This is a genomic window from Streptomyces sp. NPDC047853 (genome assembly GCF_043204535.1).
Classification (GTDB): Bacteria; Actinomycetota; Actinomycetes; order Streptomycetales; family Streptomycetaceae; genus Streptomyces.
On the sequence record NZ_JBIDCI010000005.1, the window covers coordinates 199,198 to 221,958 of the forward strand.

19 protein-coding genes are annotated in these 22,761 nt (G+C 74.7%); 11 read left to right on the top strand and 8 right to left on the bottom strand.

Translation table 11 applies throughout. The features are described 5' to 3' along the window. Positions 1–34: 34 nt before the first annotated feature. The 3 genes from ACGF5T_RS12380 to ACGF5T_RS12390 are packed head-to-tail and all read right to left on the bottom strand — an operon-like array spanning position 35 to position 3,188. Complete coding sequence (locus ACGF5T_RS12380) at positions 35–895, bottom strand: carbohydrate ABC transporter permease (protein ID WP_366766559.1); 861 nt, start codon at positions 893–895, stop codon at positions 35–37. Then, positions 892–1,833, bottom strand: coding sequence for a sugar ABC transporter permease (locus tag ACGF5T_RS12385; protein WP_361014613.1), 942 nt, complete (start codon positions 1,831–1,833; stop codon positions 892–894). Before ACGF5T_RS12385 ends, ACGF5T_RS12380 begins: the two co-directional genes overlap by 4 nt. Continuing rightward, positions 1,830–3,188: an extracellular solute-binding protein gene (locus ACGF5T_RS12390; RefSeq protein ID WP_366766558.1), complete on the bottom strand. Its 1,359-nt coding sequence runs from the start codon at positions 3,186–3,188 to the stop codon at positions 1,830–1,832. The genes ACGF5T_RS12385 and ACGF5T_RS12390 overlap by 4 nt, the downstream gene beginning before the upstream one ends. 404 nt (positions 3,189–3,592) lie before the next feature. Between ACGF5T_RS12390 and ACGF5T_RS12395 the strand changes: the two genes are divergently transcribed. Genes ACGF5T_RS12395 through ACGF5T_RS12410 form a run of 4 tightly spaced genes read left to right on the top strand, consistent with a single transcriptional unit; the run spans position 3,593 to position 7,922 of the window. After that, on the top strand, positions 3,593–4,120 hold the full coding sequence (locus tag ACGF5T_RS12395; protein WP_366766557.1) for a toxin: 528 nt from the start codon (positions 3,593–3,595) through the stop codon (positions 4,118–4,120). Beyond that, positions 4,117–5,289, top strand: a complete 1,173-nt coding sequence (locus tag ACGF5T_RS12400) for an MAB_1171c family putative transporter (RefSeq protein WP_366766556.1) — start codon at positions 4,117–4,119, stop codon at positions 5,287–5,289. The genes ACGF5T_RS12395 and ACGF5T_RS12400 overlap by 4 nt, the downstream gene beginning before the upstream one ends. Positions 5,290–5,320: 31 nt before the next feature. Beyond that, a complete protein-coding gene (locus ACGF5T_RS12405; protein WP_356603107.1) occupies positions 5,321–6,532 on the top strand; it encodes an MAB_1171c family putative transporter in 1,212 nt (403 codons plus the stop codon). Then, positions 6,522–7,922: an FAD-dependent monooxygenase gene (locus tag ACGF5T_RS12410; RefSeq protein WP_366766555.1), complete on the top strand. Its 1,401-nt coding sequence runs from the start codon at positions 6,522–6,524 to the stop codon at positions 7,920–7,922. Before ACGF5T_RS12405 ends, ACGF5T_RS12410 begins: the two co-directional genes overlap by 11 nt. Positions 7,923–7,970: 48 nt before the next feature. Here ACGF5T_RS12410 and ACGF5T_RS12415 read toward each other — a convergent pair whose 3' ends face one another. Together ACGF5T_RS12415 and ACGF5T_RS12420 are read right to left on the bottom strand one after the other, a co-directional pair. Next, positions 7,971–8,834, bottom strand: coding sequence for an SMP-30/gluconolactonase/LRE family protein (locus tag ACGF5T_RS12415; RefSeq protein WP_356603111.1), 864 nt, complete (start codon positions 8,832–8,834; stop codon positions 7,971–7,973). Continuing rightward, complete coding sequence (locus ACGF5T_RS12420; RefSeq protein ID WP_356603113.1) at positions 8,831–9,604, bottom strand: IclR family transcriptional regulator; 774 nt, start codon at positions 9,602–9,604, stop codon at positions 8,831–8,833. The genes ACGF5T_RS12415 and ACGF5T_RS12420 overlap by 4 nt, the downstream gene beginning before the upstream one ends. Positions 9,605–9,734: 130 nt before the next feature. Between ACGF5T_RS12420 and ACGF5T_RS12425 the strand changes: the two genes are divergently transcribed. Next, positions 9,735–10,337 (top strand): hypothetical protein, encoded by a 603-nt coding sequence (locus tag ACGF5T_RS12425; protein ID WP_366766554.1) that lies wholly within the window; start codon positions 9,735–9,737, stop codon positions 10,335–10,337. On the opposite strand, the gene ACGF5T_RS12430 is transcribed toward ACGF5T_RS12425, so the two are convergent. Together ACGF5T_RS12430 and ACGF5T_RS12435 are read right to left on the bottom strand one after the other, a co-directional pair. Beyond that, on the bottom strand, positions 10,334–11,203 hold the full coding sequence (locus tag ACGF5T_RS12430; protein ID WP_366766553.1) for a hypothetical protein: 870 nt from the start codon (positions 11,201–11,203) through the stop codon (positions 10,334–10,336). The two genes, ACGF5T_RS12425 and ACGF5T_RS12430, sit on opposite strands and share 4 nt — an antisense overlap. 72 nt (positions 11,204–11,275) lie before the next feature. Beyond that, positions 11,276–11,983 carry a FadR/GntR family transcriptional regulator gene (locus tag ACGF5T_RS12435; protein WP_356603119.1) on the bottom strand — a complete coding sequence of 236 codons (708 nt, stop codon included), beginning with the start codon at positions 11,981–11,983 and terminating at the stop codon, positions 11,276–11,278. Positions 11,984–12,158: 175 nt separating this feature from the next. Here ACGF5T_RS12435 and ACGF5T_RS12440 point away from each other — a divergent pair, with 175 nt between their 5' ends. The 4 genes from ACGF5T_RS12440 to ACGF5T_RS12455 all read left to right on the top strand — a co-directional run bounded on the left by ACGF5T_RS12440 (position 12,159) and on the right by ACGF5T_RS12455 (position 16,689). Beyond that, the gene (locus ACGF5T_RS12440) at positions 12,159–13,619 is read left to right on the top strand and encodes an SLC13 family permease (RefSeq protein ID WP_366766552.1); all 1,461 of its coding nucleotides are present in this window, start codon (positions 12,159–12,161) and stop codon (positions 13,617–13,619) included. A gap of 58 nt (positions 13,620–13,677) precedes the next feature. Then, complete coding sequence (locus ACGF5T_RS12445) at positions 13,678–15,141, top strand: acyl-CoA synthetase (RefSeq protein WP_366766551.1); 1,464 nt, start codon at positions 13,678–13,680, stop codon at positions 15,139–15,141. Further along, on the top strand, positions 15,134–16,492 hold the full coding sequence (locus ACGF5T_RS12450) for a carboxyl transferase domain-containing protein (RefSeq protein WP_366766550.1): 1,359 nt from the start codon (positions 15,134–15,136) through the stop codon (positions 16,490–16,492). Before ACGF5T_RS12445 ends, ACGF5T_RS12450 begins: the two co-directional genes overlap by 8 nt. A gap of 74 nt (positions 16,493–16,566) precedes the next feature. Continuing rightward, entirely contained in the window at positions 16,567–16,689 is a 123-nt protein-coding gene (locus ACGF5T_RS12455) for a hypothetical protein (RefSeq protein WP_356603127.1), read from the top strand. 77 nt (positions 16,690–16,766) lie between these two features. Here the strand turns inward: ACGF5T_RS12455 and ACGF5T_RS12460 are convergent, their stop codons facing one another. Beyond that, a complete protein-coding gene (locus ACGF5T_RS12460; RefSeq protein ID WP_366766549.1) occupies positions 16,767–20,402 on the bottom strand; it encodes a S8 family serine peptidase in 3,636 nt (1,211 codons plus the stop codon). Positions 20,403–20,615: 213 nt separating this feature from the next. On the opposite strand from ACGF5T_RS12460, the gene ACGF5T_RS12465 reads away from it, so the two are divergent. Next, on the top strand, positions 20,616–20,975 hold the full coding sequence (locus tag ACGF5T_RS12465) for a CU044_2847 family protein (RefSeq protein WP_361014582.1): 360 nt from the start codon (positions 20,616–20,618) through the stop codon (positions 20,973–20,975). Beyond that, a complete protein-coding gene (locus tag ACGF5T_RS12470) occupies positions 20,972–22,624 on the top strand; it encodes a trypsin-like peptidase domain-containing protein (protein WP_356603133.1) in 1,653 nt (550 codons plus the stop codon). The genes ACGF5T_RS12465 and ACGF5T_RS12470 overlap by 4 nt, the downstream gene beginning before the upstream one ends. Positions 22,625–22,761 lie beyond the last annotated feature (137 nt).

Below are 22,761 nucleotides of genomic sequence, written 5' to 3' on the forward strand. Positions count from 1 at the left end.
CCCGGGGGCTGCGCCCGGGGGCTCTTCGGGGGCGCTACTGGCCGGCCAGGCCCGTGTGGGCGACGCCCGCCACGATCTGGCGCTGGAAGAAGACGAAGACGACGATCAGCGGCAGGCCCGCCATGAGGCCGCCGGCCATGAGCTGGGCCCACTGGATGCCGTAGGAGTTCATGACGGTCGCGATGCCGTTCGGCATGGTCATCAGGTCGGGGTTGTTGGTGACCATGTACGGCCACAGGAAGTTGTTCCAGGAGCTGATGAAGGTGAAGATGCCGACCGCCGCCAGGGACGGGCGGGAGAGCGGCACGATGATCGTGAGGAAGACGCGCCAGCGGCCGGCGCCGTCGATGAAGGCCGCCTCCTCCAGTTCGCGCGGGACGCCCTGGAAGAACTTGTAGAGGATGAAGACCATCGCGGCGGGCGCGCACTGCGGCAGGATCATGCCCCAGTAGGTATCGACCATCCCCATCTGCTGGACGGTGGTGAACAGCGGGACACCGAGCACGGCCGGGGAGACCATGAGGCCCGCCATCACCACGCCCATCAGGACGGACTTCCCCCGGAACTCGGTGCGGGCGAAGCCGTATCCGGCCAGCGCGCTCACGACCAGCACGATCGTCGTCACGCACACCGACACGACGAAGGAGTTCACGAACCAGGCGGTGATGTTGCCGGTCTCGAAGAGGGCCTTCCAGGCCTGGCCCGTCCAGTCCTCGGGCAGCCAGTGCGTGGGCACCTCGACGGCCTCGGTCTCCGACTTCAGCGAGGTGAACAGCGCCCACACCAGCGGGGCGAGGAACACCGCGGAGACGGCCGTGGCGAGCAGGGTGAGGGCGATCTGGCTCGGCGTCCAGGGGCGGCGCGGGTCCTTGTGTACCGGTGCGGCGGTGGTCATCGGCCGCCCTCCTCACGGTTGCGCAGCAGCCACATCCGCGCGAGGGCGACGGCCGCGATGAGCACGAAGAAGATGATGGAGATCGCGGAGGCGTAGCCCACGCGGTAGCTGGTGAAGCCCTGTTCGAGGGTGTACTGCACGAAGGTGCGCGTCGAGTCCTCCGGTCCCGGCCCGAAGTCCTGCATGACGACGGCCTGGTCGAAGACCTGGAGCGAGGCGAGGATCTGGAGCGCCACGACGAGACCGGTGATGTTGCGCAGCATCGGCAGCGTGATGTGGAGCATGCGGTGCCAGGCGTTCGCGCCGTCCAGCTCGGCGGCCTCGTAGAGGTGGGCGGGGATGCCCTGGAGCGCGGCGAGATAGAGCAGGAAGCTGAAGCCGACCGTCCACCACAGGGTGCAGACGACGACGGCGAGCATGGCGTACGACTTGTCGGTCAGCCACGCCGTGTCGAGGCCGAGGACGTGGTTGACCATGCCGGTGCCGGGGTTGAAGAGCCACTGCCAGAGGTTGGCGGCGACGGTGGACGGCAGCAGGAACGGCAGGAAGAAGCAGAGCCGCCAGAGCCACTTGCCGCGTTCGATGTGGTGGGCCAGCAGCGCCAGCAGCAGGGCGAGCACGGTGATGCAGGGCACCACGAGCAGCGTGAACCAGGCGCTGTGCCCGAGGGCGTCCCACATCAGCGGGTCGTCGAGGGCCTCGCGGTAGTTGTCCAGGCCGACGAAGCGCGCGGCGTCGCCGGAGATGTTGGCGTCGGTGAAGCTGAGCCACACGCCGCGCAGCAGCGGCCAGATCACGAAGAGGCCGAACAGCACGAGGAAGGGGGCGACGAACCAGCCGCCGTGCTGGAAGCCCTGCCTGCGGCGGACGGTGGCGGTCGCGGCGGCGCTCCGGGCGCGGGCCGGGCGGACGACGGTCTCGGCGCTGGTGGTCGTCATGCGACGGCACCTCCCTCGGCGGCGGTCTTCCCGTCCATCGGGTTCTTCGAGGCGAGGAGCCGGGCGAGCGTGCTCCTCATCCGGCGGGCCACCGCGTCGGGCTTCGCGGAGCCCAGCGTGGAGGAGACGACGATCGGTCCGACGCGCTGGGCGAGGATGCCGGTGGACCCGGCGAACCACACCTTGGGCTCGGTGGCCTGGTGGTCCATGGCCGAGACGTACTCGCTCTGGGGCTTCAGCTCCCGGTACGCGGCCGTGGACAGGGTCGGGGTGAAGGCGGGGATGTGGCCGCCGGCCGCCCACTGCCGGGCGTGCCGGACGACGTAGGCGGCGAGTCGGTGGGCGCCCTCGTTCCCGGGGCCGCCCCGGCCGGCCTGGTGGGGCAGGACGAAGGCGTGCGACTCGGCGTGGGTGGCCTGCTTCCCGAAGACGGGCGGCAGCGGCATCGCCCCGTAGTCGAGCTTCGCTCCGTCGAAGACCGGCACGGACCAGTTACCCTCCCAGACGAAGGGGCCGCCGTTGACGAACTGCTCGGCGCCCGCGCCGCCCGCGAAGCCGGGGTCGGCGTACCCGTCGGTGATGTGCCGGCGCAGGAACTCCAGGACCTGGGTGGCCTTGTCGGTGTCGAAGGTGACCTCGGTGTGGTCGGCGTTGAACCAGGTGCCGCCGAGCTGGGTGTAGAAGGCGACGAAGAACCACCACTGGAAGTTCTGGTCGTTGACCCACAGCCCGATGGTCTGGAGTCCCTTCCCGGTGGCCGCCTTGGCCTCCTTCAGTACGTCGAACCACTCGTCGGCCGACGTCACCGGGACCATCCGGCCGTCCGCGTCGAGCAGGCCGGCCTTCCTCAGCACGTCCCTGCGGTAGAAGCAGAGCTGGACGTGGATGTCGAGGGGGAGGGCGTAGAGCTTGCCGTCGATGACGGCGCGCTTCCACAGCGCGGGGTTGAAGTCCTGTTCGCGCACGCCGTACCGGGCGAGGAGGTCCATGTCCCAGGGGTCCAGGAGGCGGCCCGGCGAGAAGCCGGTGACGCGGCCCAGGTGCATGACGCCGAGGTCGGGCGCGCGGTTGCCGGCGGCCGCCATGGCGAGCTTGGTGTAGAAGGGGCTGCCCCACTGGAGGGTGGAGTCCTTCACGTCGATGCCGGGGTTGTCCTTCCGGAAGGAGTCCAGCATCGCGATCATGTTGTAGCCGTCGCCGCCGCTGAAGAGGTTCCAGTAGCGCACCCGGGTGTCCGCTCCGGAGGCGAGCGCGTCGGCTCCGGTACCGAGCGCCGCGAAGCCGAAGCTCCCGGCGGCCGTCAGCCCGCCCATCGCGGCGAGCAGTTGCCTGCGATCGAGGCCAGGTCGTCCCATGCCCTGCCCTATCTGCTCAGGGATATCCGCTCACGGTGTTCGAGATATCGAATATCGCTCGTAACTTCGAACGGGACCGTAGGTGGGAAGCGCTTTCGCGTCAATGGTTCGGGCAAGAACTCGGGCAGGGATCCGGACCGGGACGTCCACGCGCCGCGCTCACTCCCCGCATCGCATGACGCGGACACATCCACCCGCGTAGGCTCGAACGGCCTTGAGCACGGCGGCGAGTGAGAGCGGGGGGACACCATGGCAGCCCGTGGTCCGCGCCCGCGCCCCGGCACCCCGGGACACCGCGGCGGTCACCCGGTGACCGCTCGGCACGCGGAACTGGCCCGCACGGCGGCCGTCTTGGCATATTGCACTGGTGACCGAGCCACACCCAGGCGAACAGGGAGACAGCGGTGCGTACCAGGAAGGAGATGCGTCGTCTCGCTGACGCCCTCATCGACCCCATCCGGGTGCCGGTACCGGCGGATCCCGAGGTCCTGTTCGAAGCGCTCGTCGCCTCCGTCAGCGCCTGGCGGGGCCGCGACGTGGTCGTGCACCGGGCGGCGTTCCCGCCGCACACCGCGAGCGGGCTGTGGCTGGAGCGCGAGCACCACGACGACGTGGTGGTGGACGAACGCGCCGCCGTGTGGCACCAGATCGTGATCCTCTGCCACGAGGTGTGGCACATGAGCCGCCGCCGCTCCGCCCCCGACGAGGCCGCCGGCGGACAGCCCCGGCCCGTCGCCGCGCGCACCGACTTCTCGCTCGCCGAGGAGCAGGAGGCGGACCGCTTCGGCATGCTGATGGGCGGTCGGCTGCGCACCTGGCTGGAGGCCTCCACCGACTCGGTCTTCGCCGCGGAGGGCGGCGATCCCGACGACCCCCAGGACCTCGCCGGACGCATCGGGGCCGCGCTCAACTACCGCGGGACCACGCGGTGAACGCCCTGATCAACTACGTGAGCTGCGGAGTGCTGTGGCTCGGTCTGCTGGTGAAGGCCCCCGACCTGCTCCGGCACCGCCGCGACCCGTACCTGCGCGCCCTGTGCGCGGTGCTGGGGCTGGCCGGCCTCTGCTTCCTGCTCGGGGCGCCGCCGACGGTCGGCGCCGTCAACCGGCTGAGCGGGGTGCCGAACCTGGCGGCCCCCCTGACCTACGCGGCGATCACCGGGTACTGCGCCGCCTCCCAGATCCTCGTCGTCCACTGGCGCGGCGGGCCCCGGGTGCGGCGCACCGCCCGCCGCTGGGCCCTCGCCTACGCCCTCGTGGTCCTCGGCATCGCGGGGACCTTCGCGCTCGGCGACGCGCCCGAGGAGCGCCGCACCGACCTGGACACCTACTACGCGCGCACGCCGTTCCTCGCCCAGATGATCGTCCTGTACCTGGTCGCGCACCTCACCGCGGCGACCGTCACCGCGGTGTCCGCGCTGCGCTGGGCGCGCCGGGTGCGGGGCGGGCTGCGGGCCGGCCTGACCCTGCTCGGCATCGGCTCGCTGTGCGGCGCCGGCTACAGCGTGGTCAAGCTCGTCGCGGTGGGCGCCCGCTGGTCCGGGCACGACTGGTCGGCGCTCGGCACCACCGTCTCCCCGGCCGCCGCCGGCCTCGGCGCCCTGCTGACGGTCGTCGGGGTCCTGGTCCCGCTGCTCGCGCCCCGGGTGACCGCGTGGCGGCGGGCGCGGCGGGCGTACGCCCGGCTCGGTCCGCTGGAGCGGGCGCTGGACGGTCTGCTCACCCGCCGGGCGCTCAGGCTGCCCCGGCCCCGGTTCGCCTCCCCCGCCACCCTGCTGATGTGGCGCCGGACCAGCATCCACAACGCGCTCGGCCACCTGGACGCGTATTTCGACGGGGACCTGTACGACCGGGTCCACGCCGGGGCGCTGGCGGCGACCGACGCCCCGGAGCGGGCCGAGGCCGCCGCCTGGGCCGCCGTGATCAGCGACGCGGTACGGCGCGAGGCGGACCCGGCGGGGCGGCACCCGGCGGCCCGCGGCACGGCCCGGCTGCCCGGCCCGGCCGTCCTCGACCGGATCGCCGACGCGCTGGCCGGCACCGCGCCGGTGCCCGCGGTCCCCGCGGTGCCGAGCGGTACGACCACGGCGGGGACCCCGTGAACCGGGCCCCCGGCGAAGGGAGGAGGGCGGCGTGAGCCTCGTCGTGTATCTGGCGGCCCTGGTGTTCGGGATGACGTCCGTCCTGCTGTTCCGGCGGCCGCGCACGGCCATGCGGAACCCGCTGACCCTGTCCACCTGCGCGGCGGTCGTCCTCGGCGCCCTGGTCTTCGTCTGCGCGGCCCCCGCCACCCTCGCCACCGTCAACGACCTCACCGGCGTCCCCAACTTCGGCGCCCCGCTGACCTACGGCATGCTCTCCGCGTACAGCTGCGCGGTGCTCGTGCTGCTGATCAACTGGCGGGGCGGCCCCCGCGCGCGGGTGCGGCGGATGGTGCTGCGCAGCATGGCCGCCTACGGGCTGCTGGTGGTCGCCATCGTCGTGCTGTTCACGCTCGCCGACGCGCACACCGAGCGGCTGACCGACCTCGACACGTACTACGCCGGCACCCCGTTCATGCGCGAGATGATCCTGCTGTACCTGCTCGGCCACAGCGCGGCGATGCTGGTCATGTGCGCCGTCTGCCTCAAGTGGGGCCGCGAGGTGGGCGGGCTGCTGCGCACCGGGCTGCGGCTGATCCTGCTGGGGGCGCTGCTGGACGTGGTGGGGTTCCAGCTGGCGAAGTACACGGCGGTCGTGGCGCGCTGGACGGGTCACGACCTCGACTTCCTGTCCACCACGGTGGCCCCGCCGATGGCCTCGCTGGCGGCCCTGCTGGTCTCGGCGGGGTTCGTGCTGCCGAGGCTGCTGCCGCCCGTGGTCGCCCACTGGCGGGGACTGGAGGACTACCGGCGGCTGGAGCCGCTGTGGTCCCTGGTCGAGCCGGTGTCCACCGCCCCCGGACCGCCGGCCGCCCGGTGGCAGCTGCCCCGGGCCCGCCTCCAGTGGCGCGAGGTGTCCATCCACGACGCCCTGCTCGCGCTGGCGCCGTACTTCGACCACCGGGTCCGGGAGCGGGTGCGGGACGCGGCCCTGCGCGGTGGCCGTACTCCCCACGAGGCCCGGCTGGCGGCGGAGGCGGCGATGCTCGCGGACGCCGCGCGGCGGGCCCGCGCCCGTGAGGAACCACCCGAGAGCGCCGGTTCGTACCGGCTGCACGCCACCGAGGTCTCCGGCCCGAGCGGGCTGGTGGAGCTGGCGCAGGCGCTGGTGCGTCCACCCGCCGGGGCCCTCGCGCCCGACGGAGCGGCGCGCACCTCCCTGACCGGATCCCTGGCCGAACCCGAGGAGCCCCATGTCGCGTAGAGCTGTCGTCGTCGGTGCCGGTCTGGCCGGCATGCTGGCCGCGGCCGTGCTGTCCACCGCGGGCGTCGACGAGGTGGTGGTGGTGGACCGCGACGAGCTGCCGCCGGGGCCGGAGCACCGGCGCGGGCTGCCGCAGGGGCGGCACGCGCATCTGCTCATGGCCGGCGGCCTGGCCGCCATGGAGGAGCTGGTGCCGGGCCTCGGCCTGCGCGAGCGGCTGGTCGCCGCCGGAGCCCACGAGGTGTCCCTCAGCTCGGGCATGCTGGCCCGCACGCCCGAGGGCTGGCTGCGCAGATGGCGGCGCGAGGGGCCCGTGATGCTGACCTGCACCCGGGCGCTGCTGGACTGGACGGTGCGGGCCGCGGTGCTCGAACACCGACCCGTCGGGATCCGCCGGGCCGCGGTGATCGGGCTGACCGGCGACGCGGGGCGGGTGCGGGGGGTGCGGATCGCCGCGCCCGGCGGGGACACGGACCTCGACGCCGACCTGGTCGTCGACGCGAGCGGACGCGGCACGCGGGTCGTCGCCTGGCTGGACGGGCTCGGGCTGTCCGGCGTCCGGGAGCGGACCGTGGACTCGGGCCTGGTCAACGCCTCGCGCGTCTACCGGGTCCCGGTGGGTGCGGAGCGGTTCCCGCTGACGGTCGTGCAGGCCGACCCGTACGTGTCCCGGCCCGCCCGCAGCGCGATGGTGATGCCGGTCGAGGGGGGCCGCTGGCTGGTGAGCTGCGGCGGCTCGCGCGGTGGTGAGCCGCCGGCGGACCCGGAGGGCTTCCTGCGGTACACGCTCGCGCTGCCGGACCCGATCGTGGGACGGCTGATCTCCGGCGCCGAGCCGCTCACCGACGTGCACCTGAGCCGGTCGACCAGCAACGTGCGGCGGTACCTGGAGAGGTCGCCGCACTGGCCGGAGGGGTTCGTGGTCCTCGGGGACGCGCTGGCCACCTTCAATCCGGCGTACGGGCAGGGCATGACGGTGGCCGCGTTCGGAGCGCGGGTCCTCGGCCGGGAGCTGGAGCGGGGCGGTCCGGGCGCGCCCGGTCTCGGCCGGCGGGTGCTGCGGGGCGCGGCCCGCTCGGTGGACGCGGCGTGGTCGCTGGCCGTCGGCCAGGACGTCCACTACCCGGGGGTGCGCGGCGGGCGGCCGGGCGCCGCCGACCGCGTGGTGACGGTGTACACCCGGCGCCTGACGAGGGCGGCGACGGGCTCGTACGCGGCGGCCTCGGCCCTGTGGGACGTCACCAGCATGCGCACGCCGCCGACCCGCCTGTTCCGTCCCGACGCGGTCCTGGCCGCCCTCGCCGGTCCCGCGCTCCCGCCACCGGCACAGCCGCCGCTGACGCCCGGCGAGCGCGAGGTGCTGCGGGGGCTGGACCGCACGGGGGCGTGAGCGGCCGGGCGCCTGCGGCAGGCCACCCGCCCCGGCCCCGCCGCCCGTTCAGCCCGCGAACGCCGGCTGGGGCACCCCCCGCCCCGCGTCCGGCACCACCAGCACCGCGCCCGCCAGCGGGTGCGGTGCCGCCAGTCCCACCCGGGCGGTGGTGAGGTACAGGTCGGTCAGACCGGGGCCGCCGAAGGCGCAGGCGGTGACCCGGGGGACCGGGAGGGGGATCACCCGGTCCAGGTCGCCGGACGGGGTGTAGCGGCGCACCGCGCCCCCGTCCCACAGCGCGACCCAGACGCAGCCCTCGGCGTCCACGCACAGGCCGTCGGGGAAGCCGGCGCCGTCCTCGATCACGGCCAGCGGACGGCGCCCCGAGACCAGGCCGTCGGCAGGGGAGACGTCGAGGACGTCGATGCGCCGGGTCGGGGTGTCGACGTAGTACATCAGCCGGCCGTCGGGGCTCCAGCCGGTGCCGTTGCTCACCGTGACGTCGGTCAGCACCGGGGTGACCGTGCCGTCCCCCGCGGCCCGGGACAGCGTCCCGCCGCCGGTCGCCTCGTCGTAGCGCATGGTGCCGGCCCACAGGGTGCCGTCGGGGGCGACCGCGGCGTCGTTGCCGCGGCGGCCGGGCACGACCTCCCGGTGCAGCCAGCGGAAGGTGTCGTCGGGGTCGACCAGGCCGATCCCGTCGCGCAGGTTGAGCACCAGCCCGCCGCCCGCGCGCGGCTTGGCGGCGCCGACGTGCTGCTCGGTGCGGCGGACCGTACGCCGGCCGGTGGCCGGGTCGTAGGTGTGGACGCGGGAGGCGAGGATGTCGATCCACAGCAGGCGTCCCGTCGCCGGGTCCCAGGTGGGGCCCTCGCCGAGAGCCGCCTCCGCCCGGACGGCCACCTCGTACGGCGGACGGCTCGCGCTCATGCCGCGCTCCGGTGGCCGAGCCGCTCGGACAGGTCGGCCGCACCCCCGACGGCGAGCCGTTCCAGCTCGCCGAGACGCTCCTCGCTCCAGCGGATCATGGGCACGGAGATCGACAGCGCGGCGACGACCCGGCCGCTGCGGTCGCGGACCGGGGCGGCCACGCAGGAGACGTCCGGGTTGGACTCGCGGCTCTCCACCGCGACGCCCCGCTCCCGGATACCGGCCAACGCCTCGCGCAGGGCGGCCGGGTCGGTGATGCTGTTCGGGGTCATCGCGGTCAGCCGGGCGTCGTCGGGGAAGCGGGCGGCCAGCTCCGGCTCGGGCAGGGAGGCGAGCAGCATCTTGCCGACGGACGTGCAGTGCGCGGGCAGCCTGCGCCCGGCCGCCGACACCATGCGCACCGCGTGCGTGGAGTCCACCTTCGCGATGTAGATGACGTCCGTGTCCTCCAGGATCGCCACGTGCACCGTCTCGTCGCAGGTCTCGGCGACGCTCCGGGCGACCTGCTGGCCCTCGGCGGCGAGGTCGAGGTGCTCGGCGTAGCGGGCGCCGAGCTGGTACGGCCGCACGCCGAGCCGGTACCGTCCGGGCTGACCGGCCACGGGGACGATGTACTTGCGGGCGGAGAGCGTGGTGACCAGTTCGTGCACGGTGGTGCGCGGCAGCTGGAGCCGGCGCACGATGTCGGGGGCGGAGAGCGTGCCGTCCCCGTCGAGGAAGAGCTCCAGTATGTCGAGAGCCCGGGTCACGGCTGGTACGAGGCGTCCCATGTCCGGCCCCCTCCCTTAGTGTTCGAAATTTCAACAGGCGATCGGAATAGCGAACACAGGCTACTCACATCGCGTTTCCCGGGGCAATGGGCGTGCGTCCGCGCACCGCCCGCCCGGCCGGTGGGCGACGATGGTCCCCATGCCCACCGGTCAGCGGCCCCCCGCCCCCTTCACCCCGCTCGACTTCCAGCTGGTGCTGCTGCGGCGCATGGCCGACCACAACCCCGGGCTGGTGGAGGACGCCCGCCGCGCGCTGGGCGCCTCGCTCGCGGACCAGCGGGAGGCGAACAAGCGCTGGCAGGCCATGCTCCGCTCGCCGCGCGCCCGTTCGGCCGCCTCCCGGTACCGTTCCGTCCTCGGCGAACCCGAGTCGTCGGCGCCGCGCCGGATCGGCGACCTGGAGTGCGAGGCCCGGCGGTGGCGGCTTCCCCTCTGGCCCGACCTGCGCTTCGAGGTGCTGGTCGCCGACCGGGGAGTCGTCTGGAACGAGTGGCTGGTGCGGGCCCCCGGCGCCCAGGGGCCGGAGCTGCGCACCCTGGACGACCTCACCCCCTGGTCCTGCACGGTCGACGAGGTCGCCCGCGCCTTCGCACCCGCCCGCCCCCTCCAGGGCTCGGCCCCCACCCGCTGGGGGCTCGCCCTCGCCGCACCGGACGCGCGGGGCCGACGGCACGAGGTCACCGCCGAGTTCACCTGGGGGCTGCTCCAGCGGACGGCCGTCGGGGGCCGTTAGCGGGCCGCCACCAGCACCGCCTCGACGACCCGCGGCAGCGACTCCTCGTGCAGCCACAGGAAGAGGTTCGGCTCGACCAGCTCCAGCTCCATCACCCGGGGCCGCCCGTCCTCCCCGTCCACCAGGTCCACCCGGGCGTACAGCAGCTCGGGGGCGTCCGGTACGGCGGCCAGGGCGCTCTCGGCGACCGCACGTTCGGCCGGGGTCGGGGACCAGGGTTCCAGGCCGGGGTGCGCGACCTTCCGCTCGTCGTACGGCGTCCCGGGGGTGAGGACGGCGCCCTTGCGGGAGGCGTGCAGCAGGCGCCCGCCGAAGAACTGCAGCGCCCGCTCCCCGGCGGTGTCGATGCTGCGCATGTAGGGCTGCACCATCGCCGTGAACCCCTCGGCGTGCATCCGCTCCACCTGCCGCCGCGCGGTGGCGTGCTCGTCGGGCGTGTAGCGGGCGGCGAAGCGGGCCCCGGCGCCCGAGGTGGGCTTGACGACGTACTCGTGGCCGTCGGGCAGGTCGGGCGCCTCGCCGGGGGCGATGCAGCGGGTGGGGACGACGGGCACACCGGCCGCCGCGAGGTCGCCGAGGTAGCGCTTGTCGGTGTTCCAGCGCACGACCGCCGCCGGGTTCGACAGCCGCGTCAGCTTGCCGCACTCCTCCGCCCACGCGGTGAACTCGCCCGCCCGCCAGCTGTAGTCCCAGGTGGAGCGGATCAGGACGAGGTCGAAGGACGCCCAGTCGACCTCCTCGTCGTCCCAGATCTCGGCGGACGCCTCGGCCCCCGCCGCCTCCAGCGCCCCCGCGAGCACCGGCAGATCGCGGTCGACGCTGATCTGCGGGCCGGGGCGGCAGGTGACGAGTGCTATCCGGGGCACGGCGGGCTCCCTCTTCGTACGGCGCGGGTGACGGCTCCGCAGGCTAGCAACCCCGTCCGCCGCCGGGTCCGGCTACCGCTCCTCTCCGGGGTCCCAGTCCAGCAGCCGGACCTTGGCGACCGTGCGGACGTGGCGGCGCATCGCGCCGGCCGCCTGCCGGGGCAGGCCGGCCGCGACGGCGTCGAGGATGTCCTGGTGCTGGGCGAGGGAGCGGCCGGGCCGGCCCGGCTGGCGCAGGGACTCGGTGCGGCTCTCGGCGATCTGGTGGGCGATGGAGCGCATGAACTCGGCGAGCAGACTGCTGTGCGCCGCCGCCGTGACCGCCGCGTGGAACAGCCGGTCGCCCTCGACGCCGTGGTCGCCCCGCTCGATCTCCTCGGCCATCACCGCGAGCGCGGAGCGCATCGCCGCCAGGTCGTCCTCCGTGCGCCGCTCGGCGGCCAGTTCGGCGAGCTTCGTCTCCAGCGCCTCGCGGGCCTCCAGGACGTCCGGGAGCCGCCGCCGGCGCTCCACCATGTCCTCGACCGGTTCCACGTCGAGGCTGTCCCGGACCAGGTACGTCCCGCCGCCGTGCCGCGCTTCCACCAGTCCCTGGACCTCCAGGACCACGATCGCCTGCTTCACCGAGGCCCGGCTGACGCCGAGCCGCTGGGCGAGGTCCCGTTCGGGCGGCAGCCGGTCCCCGGCCCGCAGACCGCCGTCGGTGACGTACTGGCGCAGCCGCTCCAGCACCTGTTCGTACAGGCGCTGCTTGGCCATGGGGCGCAGGGCGTCGGTCACGAGGTCCCCCTCTCGCCGGGAGCGTAGCACCGGGCGGCGGGTGGCCGAGTGGCTGAGCCAATTCGTGCGCGACCCCTTGACGGCCGCCCGGCGCGGGCCCACGCTGACCGACCAACCGCACGACTCAAGTGGCTCAGCCACTCAGCCAATCAGGTCAGCCCTCGGGAGCCCCCGCATGTCCCCCGAACTCGTCTCGATCCTCGTCCTCGTCGTGGTGTTCGTCATCGCCACCACCCGTTCCGTCAACATGGGCGCGCTCGCCTTCGCCGCCGCCTTCGGGGTGGGTACGCTCGTCGCCGACCTCGACGCGGACGGCATCTTCGCCGGCTTCCCCGGCGACCTGTTCGTCGTCCTCGTCGGCGTCACCTACCTGTTCGCCATCGCCCGGGCCAACGGCACCACCGACTGGCTGGTGCACGCGGCCGTCCGGCTGGTGCGGGGGCGGGTGGCGCTGATCCCGTGGGTGATGTTCGCGCTCACCGGCGCCCTCACGGCGATCGGCGCGGTGAGCCCGGCGGCGGTCGCCATCGTCGCGCCGGTCGCGCTGAGCTTCGCCACCCGGTACGCGATCAGCCCGCTGCTCATGGGCACGATGGTGGTGCACGGCGCGCAGGCGGGCGGCTTCTCGCCGATCAGCATCTACGGCTCGATCGTCAACGGCATCGTCGAGCGCGAGGACCTGCCGGGCAGCGAGATCACCCTCTTCCTGGCCTCGCTGATCGCCAACCTCCTCATCGCGGGCGTGCTGTTCGCGCTCTTCGGCGGACGGAAGCTGTGGGCGCGGGGGGCGGTGGCGCCGGAGGACGGCGGTCGGACGGGCGACGGCAGTGCGGGCACGGTGACGGCGGGGACGGGGAAGACCGGGACGGCGGGGACGGGGAAGACCGGGACGGCGGGCCCGGCCACGGGCACCTCCGGCACGGTGCCCACCGGCACCGGTACGGCCACCGGCACCGCCCCCACCGCCGTGGCCGTCCGCCCCGGCCAGGACACCGCCGGCGACGGCGGTGACTGCGGCGACGACGGCGCGGGACCGCGCCTGACCCCCGCCCGGACCGCCACCCTGGTCGCCCTGGTCGCCCTCGTCGTGGCCGTCCTCGGCTTCGACCTGGACGCGGGCCTGACCGCGGTCTCCCTCGCCGTCGTACTGAGCACCGTCTGGCCGGACGACAGCCGCCGCGCGGTCGGCGAGATCGCCTGGTCGACGGTCCTGCTGATCTGCGGTGTCCTCACGTACGTCGGCGTGCTGGAGGAGATGGGCACCATCACCTGGGCCGGCGAGGGCGTCGGCGGCATCGGCGTACCGCTGCTGGCCGCGGTGCTGCTCTGCTACATCGGCGCGCTCGTCTCGGCCTTCGCCTCCTCGGTGGGGATCATGGGGGCGCTGATCCCGCTGGCGGTGCCGTTCCTCGCGCAGGGCGAGATCGGGGCGGTCGGCATGGTGGCGGCGCTCGCGGTCTCGGCGACGGTGGTGGACGTCAGTCCGTTCTCGACGAACGGGGCACTGGTCCTGGCCGCGGCCCCCGACGTCGATCGAGAGCGCTTCTTCCGGCAGTTGATGGTGTACGGAGGGATCGTGGTGGCGGCCGTACCCGCGCTGGCCTGGCTGGTGCTGGTGGTGCCCGGCTTCGGGTAGGTCCCGTCGGACGACCGGTAATCCGGTGACAGCGAGCAACGACCAAGGAGTACGACGCGTGTCCTCTCTCTTCCCGGCCCTCCTCCCGGCCGCGAGCGCCGCGGCCGACCGGCCCGCCCTGCGCTTCGGCGAGCGTTCCCTGACCTACGCGGAACTGGCCGCCGCGGCGGGCGGCACGGCCGGCCGGATCGGGGCCGCCGGCCGGGTCGCCGTCTGGGCGACCCCGGCGCTGGAGACCGCGGTCGCCGTGGTGGCCGCGCTGCTGGCCGGCGTCCCCGCCGTACCGCTCAACCCGAAGTCGGGCGACAAGGAGCTCGCGCACATCCTGTCGGACAGCGAGCCGTCCCTCGTCCTGGCGGCCCCGGGCGACGAACTGCCGCCCGCCCTGGCCGGCCTGGAGCGCGTCGACGTCGACGTGGCCGCCCGCGGGCCGGTCCGCGCGCCGGGGGACGACCGCGCCGGCGACGGCGACCCCGCGCTCGTCGTCTACACCTCCGGCACCACCGGGCCGCCCAAGGGCGCCGTCATCCCCCGGCGCGCGCTGACGACGACCCTGGACGCGCTCGCCGACGCCTGGGCGTGGACCGGCGAGGACGTGCTGGTGCACGGGCTTCCGCTGTTCCACGTGCACGGACTGGTGCTCGGCGTCCTCGGTCCGCTGCGGCGCGGCGGGTCCGTGCGGCACCTGGGCAGGTTCTCCCCCGAGGGCGCGGCGCGGGAGCTGAACGCCGGCGCGACCATGCTGTTCGGGGTGCCGACGATGTACCACCGGATCGCCGAGGCGCTGCCCGGCGACCCGGAGCTGGCGAAGGCGCTGGCCGGGGCCCGGCTGCTGGTGTCGGGGTCGGCCGCGCTGCCCGTGCACGACCACGAGCGGATCGCCGCCGCGACCGGCCGGCGGGTGATCGAGCGGTACGGCATGACGGAGACCCTGATGAACACGAGCGTGCGGGCGGACGGCGAGCCCCGCGCCGGGACGGTGGGCGTACCGCTGCCGGGGGTGGAGCTGCGGCTGGTGGAGGACGACGGCACACCGATCGCGGAGCCGGACGGGGAGAGCGTCGGCGAGATCCAGGTGCGCGGCGCGAACCTGTTCACCGAGTACCTGAACCGCCCCGACGCCACCGCCGCCGCCTTCACCGCGGACGGCTTCTTCCGCACCGGCGACATGGCGGTGCGCGACCCGGACGGCTACGTCCGCATCGTCGGCCGCAAGGCCACCGACCTGATCAAGAGCGGCGGCTACAAGATCGGGGCCGGTGAGATCGAGAACGCGCTGCTCGAACACCCGGGGGTGCGCGAGGCCGCCGTCACCGGCGAGCCCGACCCCGACCTCGGTGAGCGGATCGTGGCGTGGATCGTGCCGGCCGACCCCGCCGCGCCGCCGACCCTCGACGCGCTGGCCGACCACGTCGCCGGCCGGCTCGCCCCGCACAAGCGGCCCCGGGTCCTGCGCCTGTTGGACACCCTCCCCCGCAACGACATGGGGAAGATCATGAAGCGGGCGCTGAGCCATGACTGACCGCCTGTCCGCACGCGCGTTCCTCGCCCTGCTCACCGACGACTTCACCGAACTGCCGCACCCCCCGGGCACGTCGGAGCCCGACGGCCCGCTCGGCTGGCACGGCTACGACGCCGCCCGCGCCCGAGCCGCCGGGCGCACCGGCGAGGAGGAGTCCGTCGTCTGCGGGACCGGGCACGTCCTGGGCACCCCGGCCGTGTTCCTCGCCTTCGAGTTCGGCTTCCTCGGCGGCTCGCTGGGCCGGCGCACCGGTGACCGGCTGGAGGCGGCGTACGCCCACGCGCGCGAGCGGCGGCTGCCGGTGGTGCCGCTGGTCGCCACGGGCGGCAGCCGGATGCAGGAGGGGATGCTCGCGCTGACCCAGCTCCAGCGCGTGGCCCGGCAGTCGGCGCTCACCCGCGCGGCCGGGCTGCCGCAGATCGCCGTGTTGCGGGACCCGGCCACCGGGGGCGGCTGGGCGACGCTGGGCGCGGGCGCCGACGTGGTCCTCGCGCTGCCCGGCGCCCAGGTCGGCTTCGCGGGCTCCCGGGTCCGGCCGCCGGACGCCGATCCGGCGGCGTACACGGCCGAGGCGCAGGTGGCGGTGGGCAGCGCGGACGCCGTCGTGCCGCCCGGGGAGCTGCGCGGCACGCTGGGCCGGTGGCTGCGGCTGCTGACGGCGCCGTCCGACGACCCGGCACCCGTGCCCGCACCGCTCGGCGCGCGGGACCTGCCGGAGACGGGCTGGGACGCGGTGCGGCGGGCCCGCTCCCCCGAACGACCGCGCGCCGGGGCGTACCTGGACGCCTACTTCACCCATCGGGTCGCCCTCTCCGGCGACCGCTGCGGGGGCGCCGACCCGGACGGCATGCTCTGCGGCTTCGGCGAGCACGCGGGGCGGACGGTCGCGTACGCCGCCCAGACGGGGACGGCGACCCGGCCCGCCGGGTACCGCACCGCCGCCCGGCTGATCCGGCTCGCGGACCGGCTGGGCGTCCCGGTACTGACCCTGGTGGACACCCCGGGCGCGGCGAACGACGCGGCGGCGGAACGGCAGGGCGCGGGTGCGGCGATCGCCGACCTGTTCACCGCGGTGGCGTCGGTGAGCACGCCGGTCACCACGCTGGTGATCGGCGAGGGCGGCTCGGGCGGGGCGCTGGCGCTGGCCGCGCCCGGCAGCACCTGGGCGACCCCGGACAGCTACTTCTCCGTCATCGCGCCGGAGTCGGCGGCGGCGATCCTCAAACGCCCGCCCGAGCAGGTGGAGGCGACGGCGGACCAACTGCGGCTGCGGCCGCAGGACTTGGCGGAGCTGGGCGTGATCCGAACAGGCGATCAGTTGTTCCCTGGAACAGGTGATCGTCGCCCGTAGGAGCGAATGCGGCTGCCGGGACCAGCGATACTCACGGTGTGCGAGCGACGGGCTGCAGACCGTGATCGACGCACATGTCCCCCGGGGGTCCCACCCAGGGTGGCCCCCACATGCACAGCGCAAGGAGCTGCACGATCATGAACCTTCTCACCGACATCCTCGCCGGCCTCGTCCACTTCGTCGGCTGGCTGGTCTGACGGTCCGGGAGACACGACGGCGCCGCCTCCCCGTCCCAGGGAGGCGGCGCCGTCCGCGTACCGGCGAACGGCCCGCGTCAGCGCACGGCCACCGCCCGCACGATCTCCTGCGTGACCGAGCCGCCCCGGTCGTCCCGTGCCGAGGCCCGCAAGGACACGTGCTCGGCGTGGCGGGGCACGCTCAGCGTCCCCTGCCAGGACGCCGGCCCGTCACCGCCGCGCAGCGACACGCGCTGCCAGGACTTCCCGCCGTCGTAGGAGGCCTCCAGCTTCCCGCCGCCGAGCCGCCCGGTGTCCGGGGCGCCCGCCACGTACTGCGCGCCGAGCCCGATCCGCACCTTCTTCCCGCCGCGCACCTCGCCCGCGAGGTCGGTGTCGACGTCGAAGGAGAGGTTGATCAGCGGGAGATACGTCCACCGGTCCCCGGGCGTGGCCGCCGAGCGGAACGTCCACTCGGCGTGCCCCTCGGTGCCGAGCTTCCAGCGTCCGGCGTCGAGCGCGGTGTCGGTGACGAGCCGGTACGTGCGCGCGTCGGCCGGCGCGCCGTACACGTAGGCGGCGGAGGACGGCCCCTGGTCGACCAGCTCGCCGTCCAGGTACACCGACGTGGTCTGCGACATCCCGCTGCCCTCGCTCCACACGTCGCCGAAGCCGGTGTGGTCGGGGCCGGAGTCGCCCCACCCGGGGGCGTTGAACTGGAGCCGGTCGCCCGCGCGCTGCTGGCCCCAGCCCAGCCCGGTGCCGAGGTAGGGGTGCCAGACGGGCTTGAACCAGTTCAGCTCCTCGCGCGAGCCGCCCTCGTACCGGACGGTCCCGGACCGCTGCTCCAGTGCGTCGCCGGCGGCCGTCACGGACTCGTGCCACAGCTGACCGGGTCCGGTCGACACGTACTCGGTGCGCTCGGCGGGGTAGTCGATCCGCTCCCGGAAACCCAGCCCGACGGGGAAGGCGTCGGTGATCGAGTAACGGAACTCACCGCCGCTCGCCGGCTCGGCCGCGTGGTAGCGGGTGCGCAGCTCGGCGAGGTCCCGGCGGCCGGGCTCGTAGGTGAGGTCCCGGTCGGGCACGGCACCGCGGTGCCCTTCGGAGAGGTCGTACGTGTAGGGCGTGTTGCGCGTGCCGGTCATGTCGACCCGCCCGGCGTCCCGCAGCCGCTCCGCGTCGGCCGCGCCGACGGTGGCGATCTGCAGCGGCCGGTCGGCGTTGTCGTCCGTGCCCCACCACCGCATCAGCCGGCCGGGCGCGTCGTCGGTCACGAACAGCGCCTTGACGCCCGCGTCCTGGGCGGCCTGGGCGAGATCGGCCGGTTCGGTGCCCTCGGTGAGCCGGGCGAGGACCGCCTTGCCCCGGACACCGCCGGGGAAGGGGCCGTCCCCGACGTCGACCAGCGGCAGCCGGCTGCGGCCCTCGATCAGGGTGCCGCCCGACTGGACGGTGGCCTCACCGACGCCCTTCACCTCCAGCAGCGGCTTGCCCAGCCGCCACACGGTCCGGTACTCGAAGTCGCCCTCGGTCACCTTCCGGCCGGTGGGCGCCGCGAAGACGCTGTCGTACGTCAGGGGCACCTGGACCGCGCCGAACAGGTCGGAGCCGCCGCCGCTGCGGTCGTACTCCATGAGCAGTTGCCGCGTCTCGGTGCGCCGGTCGACGTCGGCGCCGATCTCGCGCAACGTCCGGCCGTCGAGAGTGATCTCGCGGTCCCGGTCGACGACGACCTCGGGCGCCGCGAGGAAGCCGAGCCCGAGCGAGTCGGCGCCGCGGCTGCCGCGCACGTCCAGGAAGGAGGTGAGGCTGTACGTCCCCGGGGTCAGCCGCAGCTCCAGGGTGCCCGACTCGCCGACGTGCGCGGGGACGGGGTCGACGCCCTCGGCGAGCTTCTGGACCACCAGGTCGGCCGGCGTGGCCGCACCGGCGCGGTCCTTGACCCGCACGGTGAGCGTGTACCGCTCCTCCTCCTTGACCATGCCGAACGCGGTGTGCGCGACGACCGTGCCGTCCGTACCGGTCGCGACGATCCGGCCGCTCGTCGTCCCGACCGGGGCCTTGGCGCCGTCCCCGGTGACGGTCGTGGAGGCGGTGCCGTGCGCGGGCACGGTGAGGACGGTGTCGGCGAGGGTGGCGACGCCCTCGGGCGCGCCCTGCACGGACAGCGCCAACTCGACCGCGGAGTCGGAGTCGTTGGTGTAGGTGACGGTCCGCGTGACCGGCTCGTTGCCCTCGTACGGCCAGGCGAAGAAGCCGAGGTCCGCGCTGCCGGTGGCGGTGACGGCGGCGCCGATCGCGTCCGGCACGCTGACCCGGCCCGCGCCCAGGTGGTAGGCGGAGGCGTCGAGCCGCTTCGACGAGGACATCAGCGCGTCCTTGAGCCGCGCGCCGGACCAGTCGGGGTGCTCCTCGGCGAGCAGGGCGGCGACCCCGGCGACGTGCGGCGTCGCCATCGACGTACCGCTCATCGACGTGTAGTCGCCGCTGCCCTCGCTGAGCCGGGACCGGGCGGCGAGGATGTCGACACCGGGGGCGGACAGGTCGGGCTTCAGGGCGTTGTCGCCGTGGCGGGGTCCGGCGCTGGTGAAGTAGGCCGCTTCGTCGGCGGAGTCGACGGCGCCCACGGTCAGCGCGGCGTCCGCGGCGCCGGGCGAACCGATGGAGGACGGGGCGCCGGTGTTCCCGGCCGCGATGACGAACAGGGCACCGGTCTCGCGGGACAGGGTGTTCACGGCCTCGGCCATCGGGTCGGTGCCGTCGCTGGCCTCGGTCGAGCCGAGGCTCATGGAGACGATGTCCGCGCCCACGTCCCGGGCGGCCCACTCCATGCCGGCGATGATCTCGGACTCGCTGCCCGAGCCGGAGTCGTCGAGGACCTTGCCGACCGCGAGCGTGGCGCCCGGCGCGACGCCCCGCTCCGCGCCGTCGGAGGCCGCGCCGCTGCCGCCGACGGTGGAGGCGACGTGCGTGCCGTGGCCGTGCCGGTCGGCCACCTCCTCCCCGGCTATGAAGCTCCGGCTCTGCGCGACCCGCCCGGCGAGGTCGGGGTGGCCCGCGTCGACGCCGCTGTCCAGCACGGCCACGGTGACGCCCTTGCCGGTCAGTCCGGCCTGCCAGGCTTCGGGGGTGCCGATCTGCGCGTTGGACCCGGCCATCGCGGCGGTGACCCGACCGTCGAGCCACACTCCGTCGATACCGGCGCCCCGACGGGTGAATTCCCGCCAGAAGTTCCGCCCCTTGTCGGCCTCGACGGCCGCCCCGCGCACGCTGGGCAGCGCCCGGGTCCGCTGGGTGCCGCGCGGGGTGGCCACCCGGGTGCCCTTCTCGTAGGTCACGATCAGCGGCAGCTCACCGGTCGCCGAGTCGCCGAGCCCCTGCTCGATCAGCTCACCGACGTCGAAGAGCCGTTCGTCGAGGCTGCCGTCGCGCAGGTACGGCAGCGCCTCGTCGGGTACGACCGTGGTCCGGCCGCCGGAACTGCGGGTGTGCACCGCCCCGGTGGCGCCCTCGGGCCGCTCCACGGTGACGGTCCTCCGGCCGCCGCCCAGCTCGGTCACGGTCACCCGGTCACCGGTGACGAGGGTGACGGTGTCGGCGGCGGCAGCGGCCGGGGTGCGTGCCTTGCCCATGGGTGGATCCTGCGCCGCCGCCGTCCCGGCCGGCAGCAGCGCGATCACGAGCCCCGCCGACAGGAGGGTCGCCCCGCGTCTGACTGGTCCTCTGCTCATCCACGTCTCTCTTCGTGTCGTCGTAGAGTGCTGCGAGCAGTCTCAGGGGGCGTACGGGACGGACGAGTTGACCGGACGTGGCGGAATGGCGCCCTGGCGGGTTTCCGCCAGTCCGGGTCCGGACCGGCCGGGGAACGCGGGACACGCCCAAGTACCGTCCGTCACAATGGCATTCCGCACAGGTACGGACGGACACGGGGAGCGAGCGGCGCCATGGACGGGTTGGTCGAGTTCAGGACCGAGGACGGCGTGCACGTGGTCGTCGAGGGCGTCGAGGGCGAGGACGGCGCACGACTGGTCTCCCGCGGCGACGGACCGGCTCGGGCGGCGCGCACCTTCGAGGACTCCCTGGACGGCGTGCGGGCCGCCGCCGCGTCCGCGCTGCGGGTCTTCCGTGACGGCTCGCTCAGACCCGACTCGGTGGAACTGGAGTTCGGCGTCAAGCTGAGCGCGGAGGCCGGCGCGGTCATCGCCAAGGGCTCGGCGGAGGGGCACCTGGTGGTGCGGCTGAGCTGGTCGCCGGAGTCGTCGCCCACCCGCCCGCTGGGCCCGGACGCCGCCGGCCGGTCATGAGCGGTGCCGCCTGGCACGCCCGCGTCGCGTGCGGCAAGGAGGTCGGCGCGGGGTTCCTGGTCTCCGCCCGTCGGCTGCTGACCTGCGCCCATGTCGTCAGGTGGAGCGGGGACGCGGAGGTCACGGTCTCCTTCCCGGGCCGCCGGGAGCTGGGCGAGCTGTCCGCCACGGTCGCCGTGCACGGCGGCTGGCGGGGTGGCGCCGCCGACGTGGGCGACCTGGCCGTGCTGGAGCTGGACCGCGAGGTGCCGCTCAGCCCCGCCGCCTTCGCCCGCCCCGGCGCGGAGCGGACCGCGCCCGTCCCCGAACTGGTCGCCTACGGCTTCCCGAAGGGGTACGACGAGGGCATGCTCGCCTCCTACCGGGCCCTGCCCGGCCCGCTCATCTCGGACGAGTGGGTGCAGTTGGAGGCGCTCACGGGGCACGGGCAGCCGCTGGCCGCCGGATTCAGCGGCGCGGCGGCGACCCTGGCCGACGGCACGGTCGTCGGCATGGTCTCGGCGGTCGCCGGCGCCAAGGACGTCCGCGTCGGCCGGATGCTGCCCGTCGAGGTCATGGCCCGCTACTGGCCGGAGCTGGGCGAGCTGGTGCCCACGCCCGGGCACCGGGCGGACGCGCGCAGGCGCCTGTACGCGCTGGTGCGCCGGGCCGAGGAGACCGGCCTGACCTGCGACCCCGAGCGGCTCTACGTCTCCGCGATGGACGCCTTCGCGCCTCCGCCCCCGGACGGCGGGTTCGCCTCGCTGCGGGAGGCCGCCGCCTACGTGCAGTGGGAGGTGCCCGAGCCGGACGCGGTGGCCCGGTTCGCCGACCGGCTGGAGGCGCTGCTGCACGCCCCGCCGCCCCGCCCGGCGACCTGGTCGCCCATCGTCGTGGAGATCGACCACAGCGGTGCCGGCGCCGACCAGGTCACCGTCGAGGTGTCCGCCTACCGGGACGGGCAGCGCCGCCCCGTGGGCGCACGCCGGCTGGCCCGCGGCGCGGTGCGCTCCTTCGTGCAGGAGCGCATCGACGAGGCGTTCGCCCAGCTCGACCCGGGCGCCGAGGAGCTGCTCACCTTCGTGCTGCCGCGCGAGTGGCTGAACGAGCCGGTAACGCACTGGGCGTGCAGCGAGGACGACCCCACGCCCCTGGGCTGCGCCTACCCGCTGGTGGTGACCGACCGCAACCGCCACCGCAGCGGACGCCTCCGCCACCAGCTGCGCAAGAAGTGGCGCAAGCTCGGGGTCAGCCCCGGCGGGACACTGCACCGCGTCGACTGCGGGACCCGCGAGCGGCCGGCCGGACTGCGCAAGCGGCTGCGGGACGACGCCGAGCTGGCCGGCTTCGCCACCCCGCCCGGGGTGGCGCGCGAACACTTCGAGGTCGGTCTGCACGTGCCGGTCCCGGTACTGCTGTGGCCACGCGGCGGGTGCCCCGGTGACGGGCACGACGGTCCCTGCTCCGGCACGGCCTTCCTCGACGAGCTGGCCGTGTCCGTGGCGGGCGTACCACCGTCCGAACTCCCCCGCCTGGTCATGGAGCTGCGCGAGACGGCGGACGCGGCCGAGGACCCGGACGGGCACTGGGCCAGGGACCTCCAGCTCCTGTGGGACGACCCCCGCTGCTTCGCCGAGCCCACGGCCCTGCTGCACTCGCCCGTCGGCTGACCGCCCGCCGCCCGCCCCGCCCGGGAACGGCCCACCACCGTCCAGCCCCCCACCCCCCCCACCCCACCGGACACCCCGCCGCCGGACCACCCACCGCCCGCCGAAGCCCCACCGCACCGATCGCTCGGAGTGAAGAA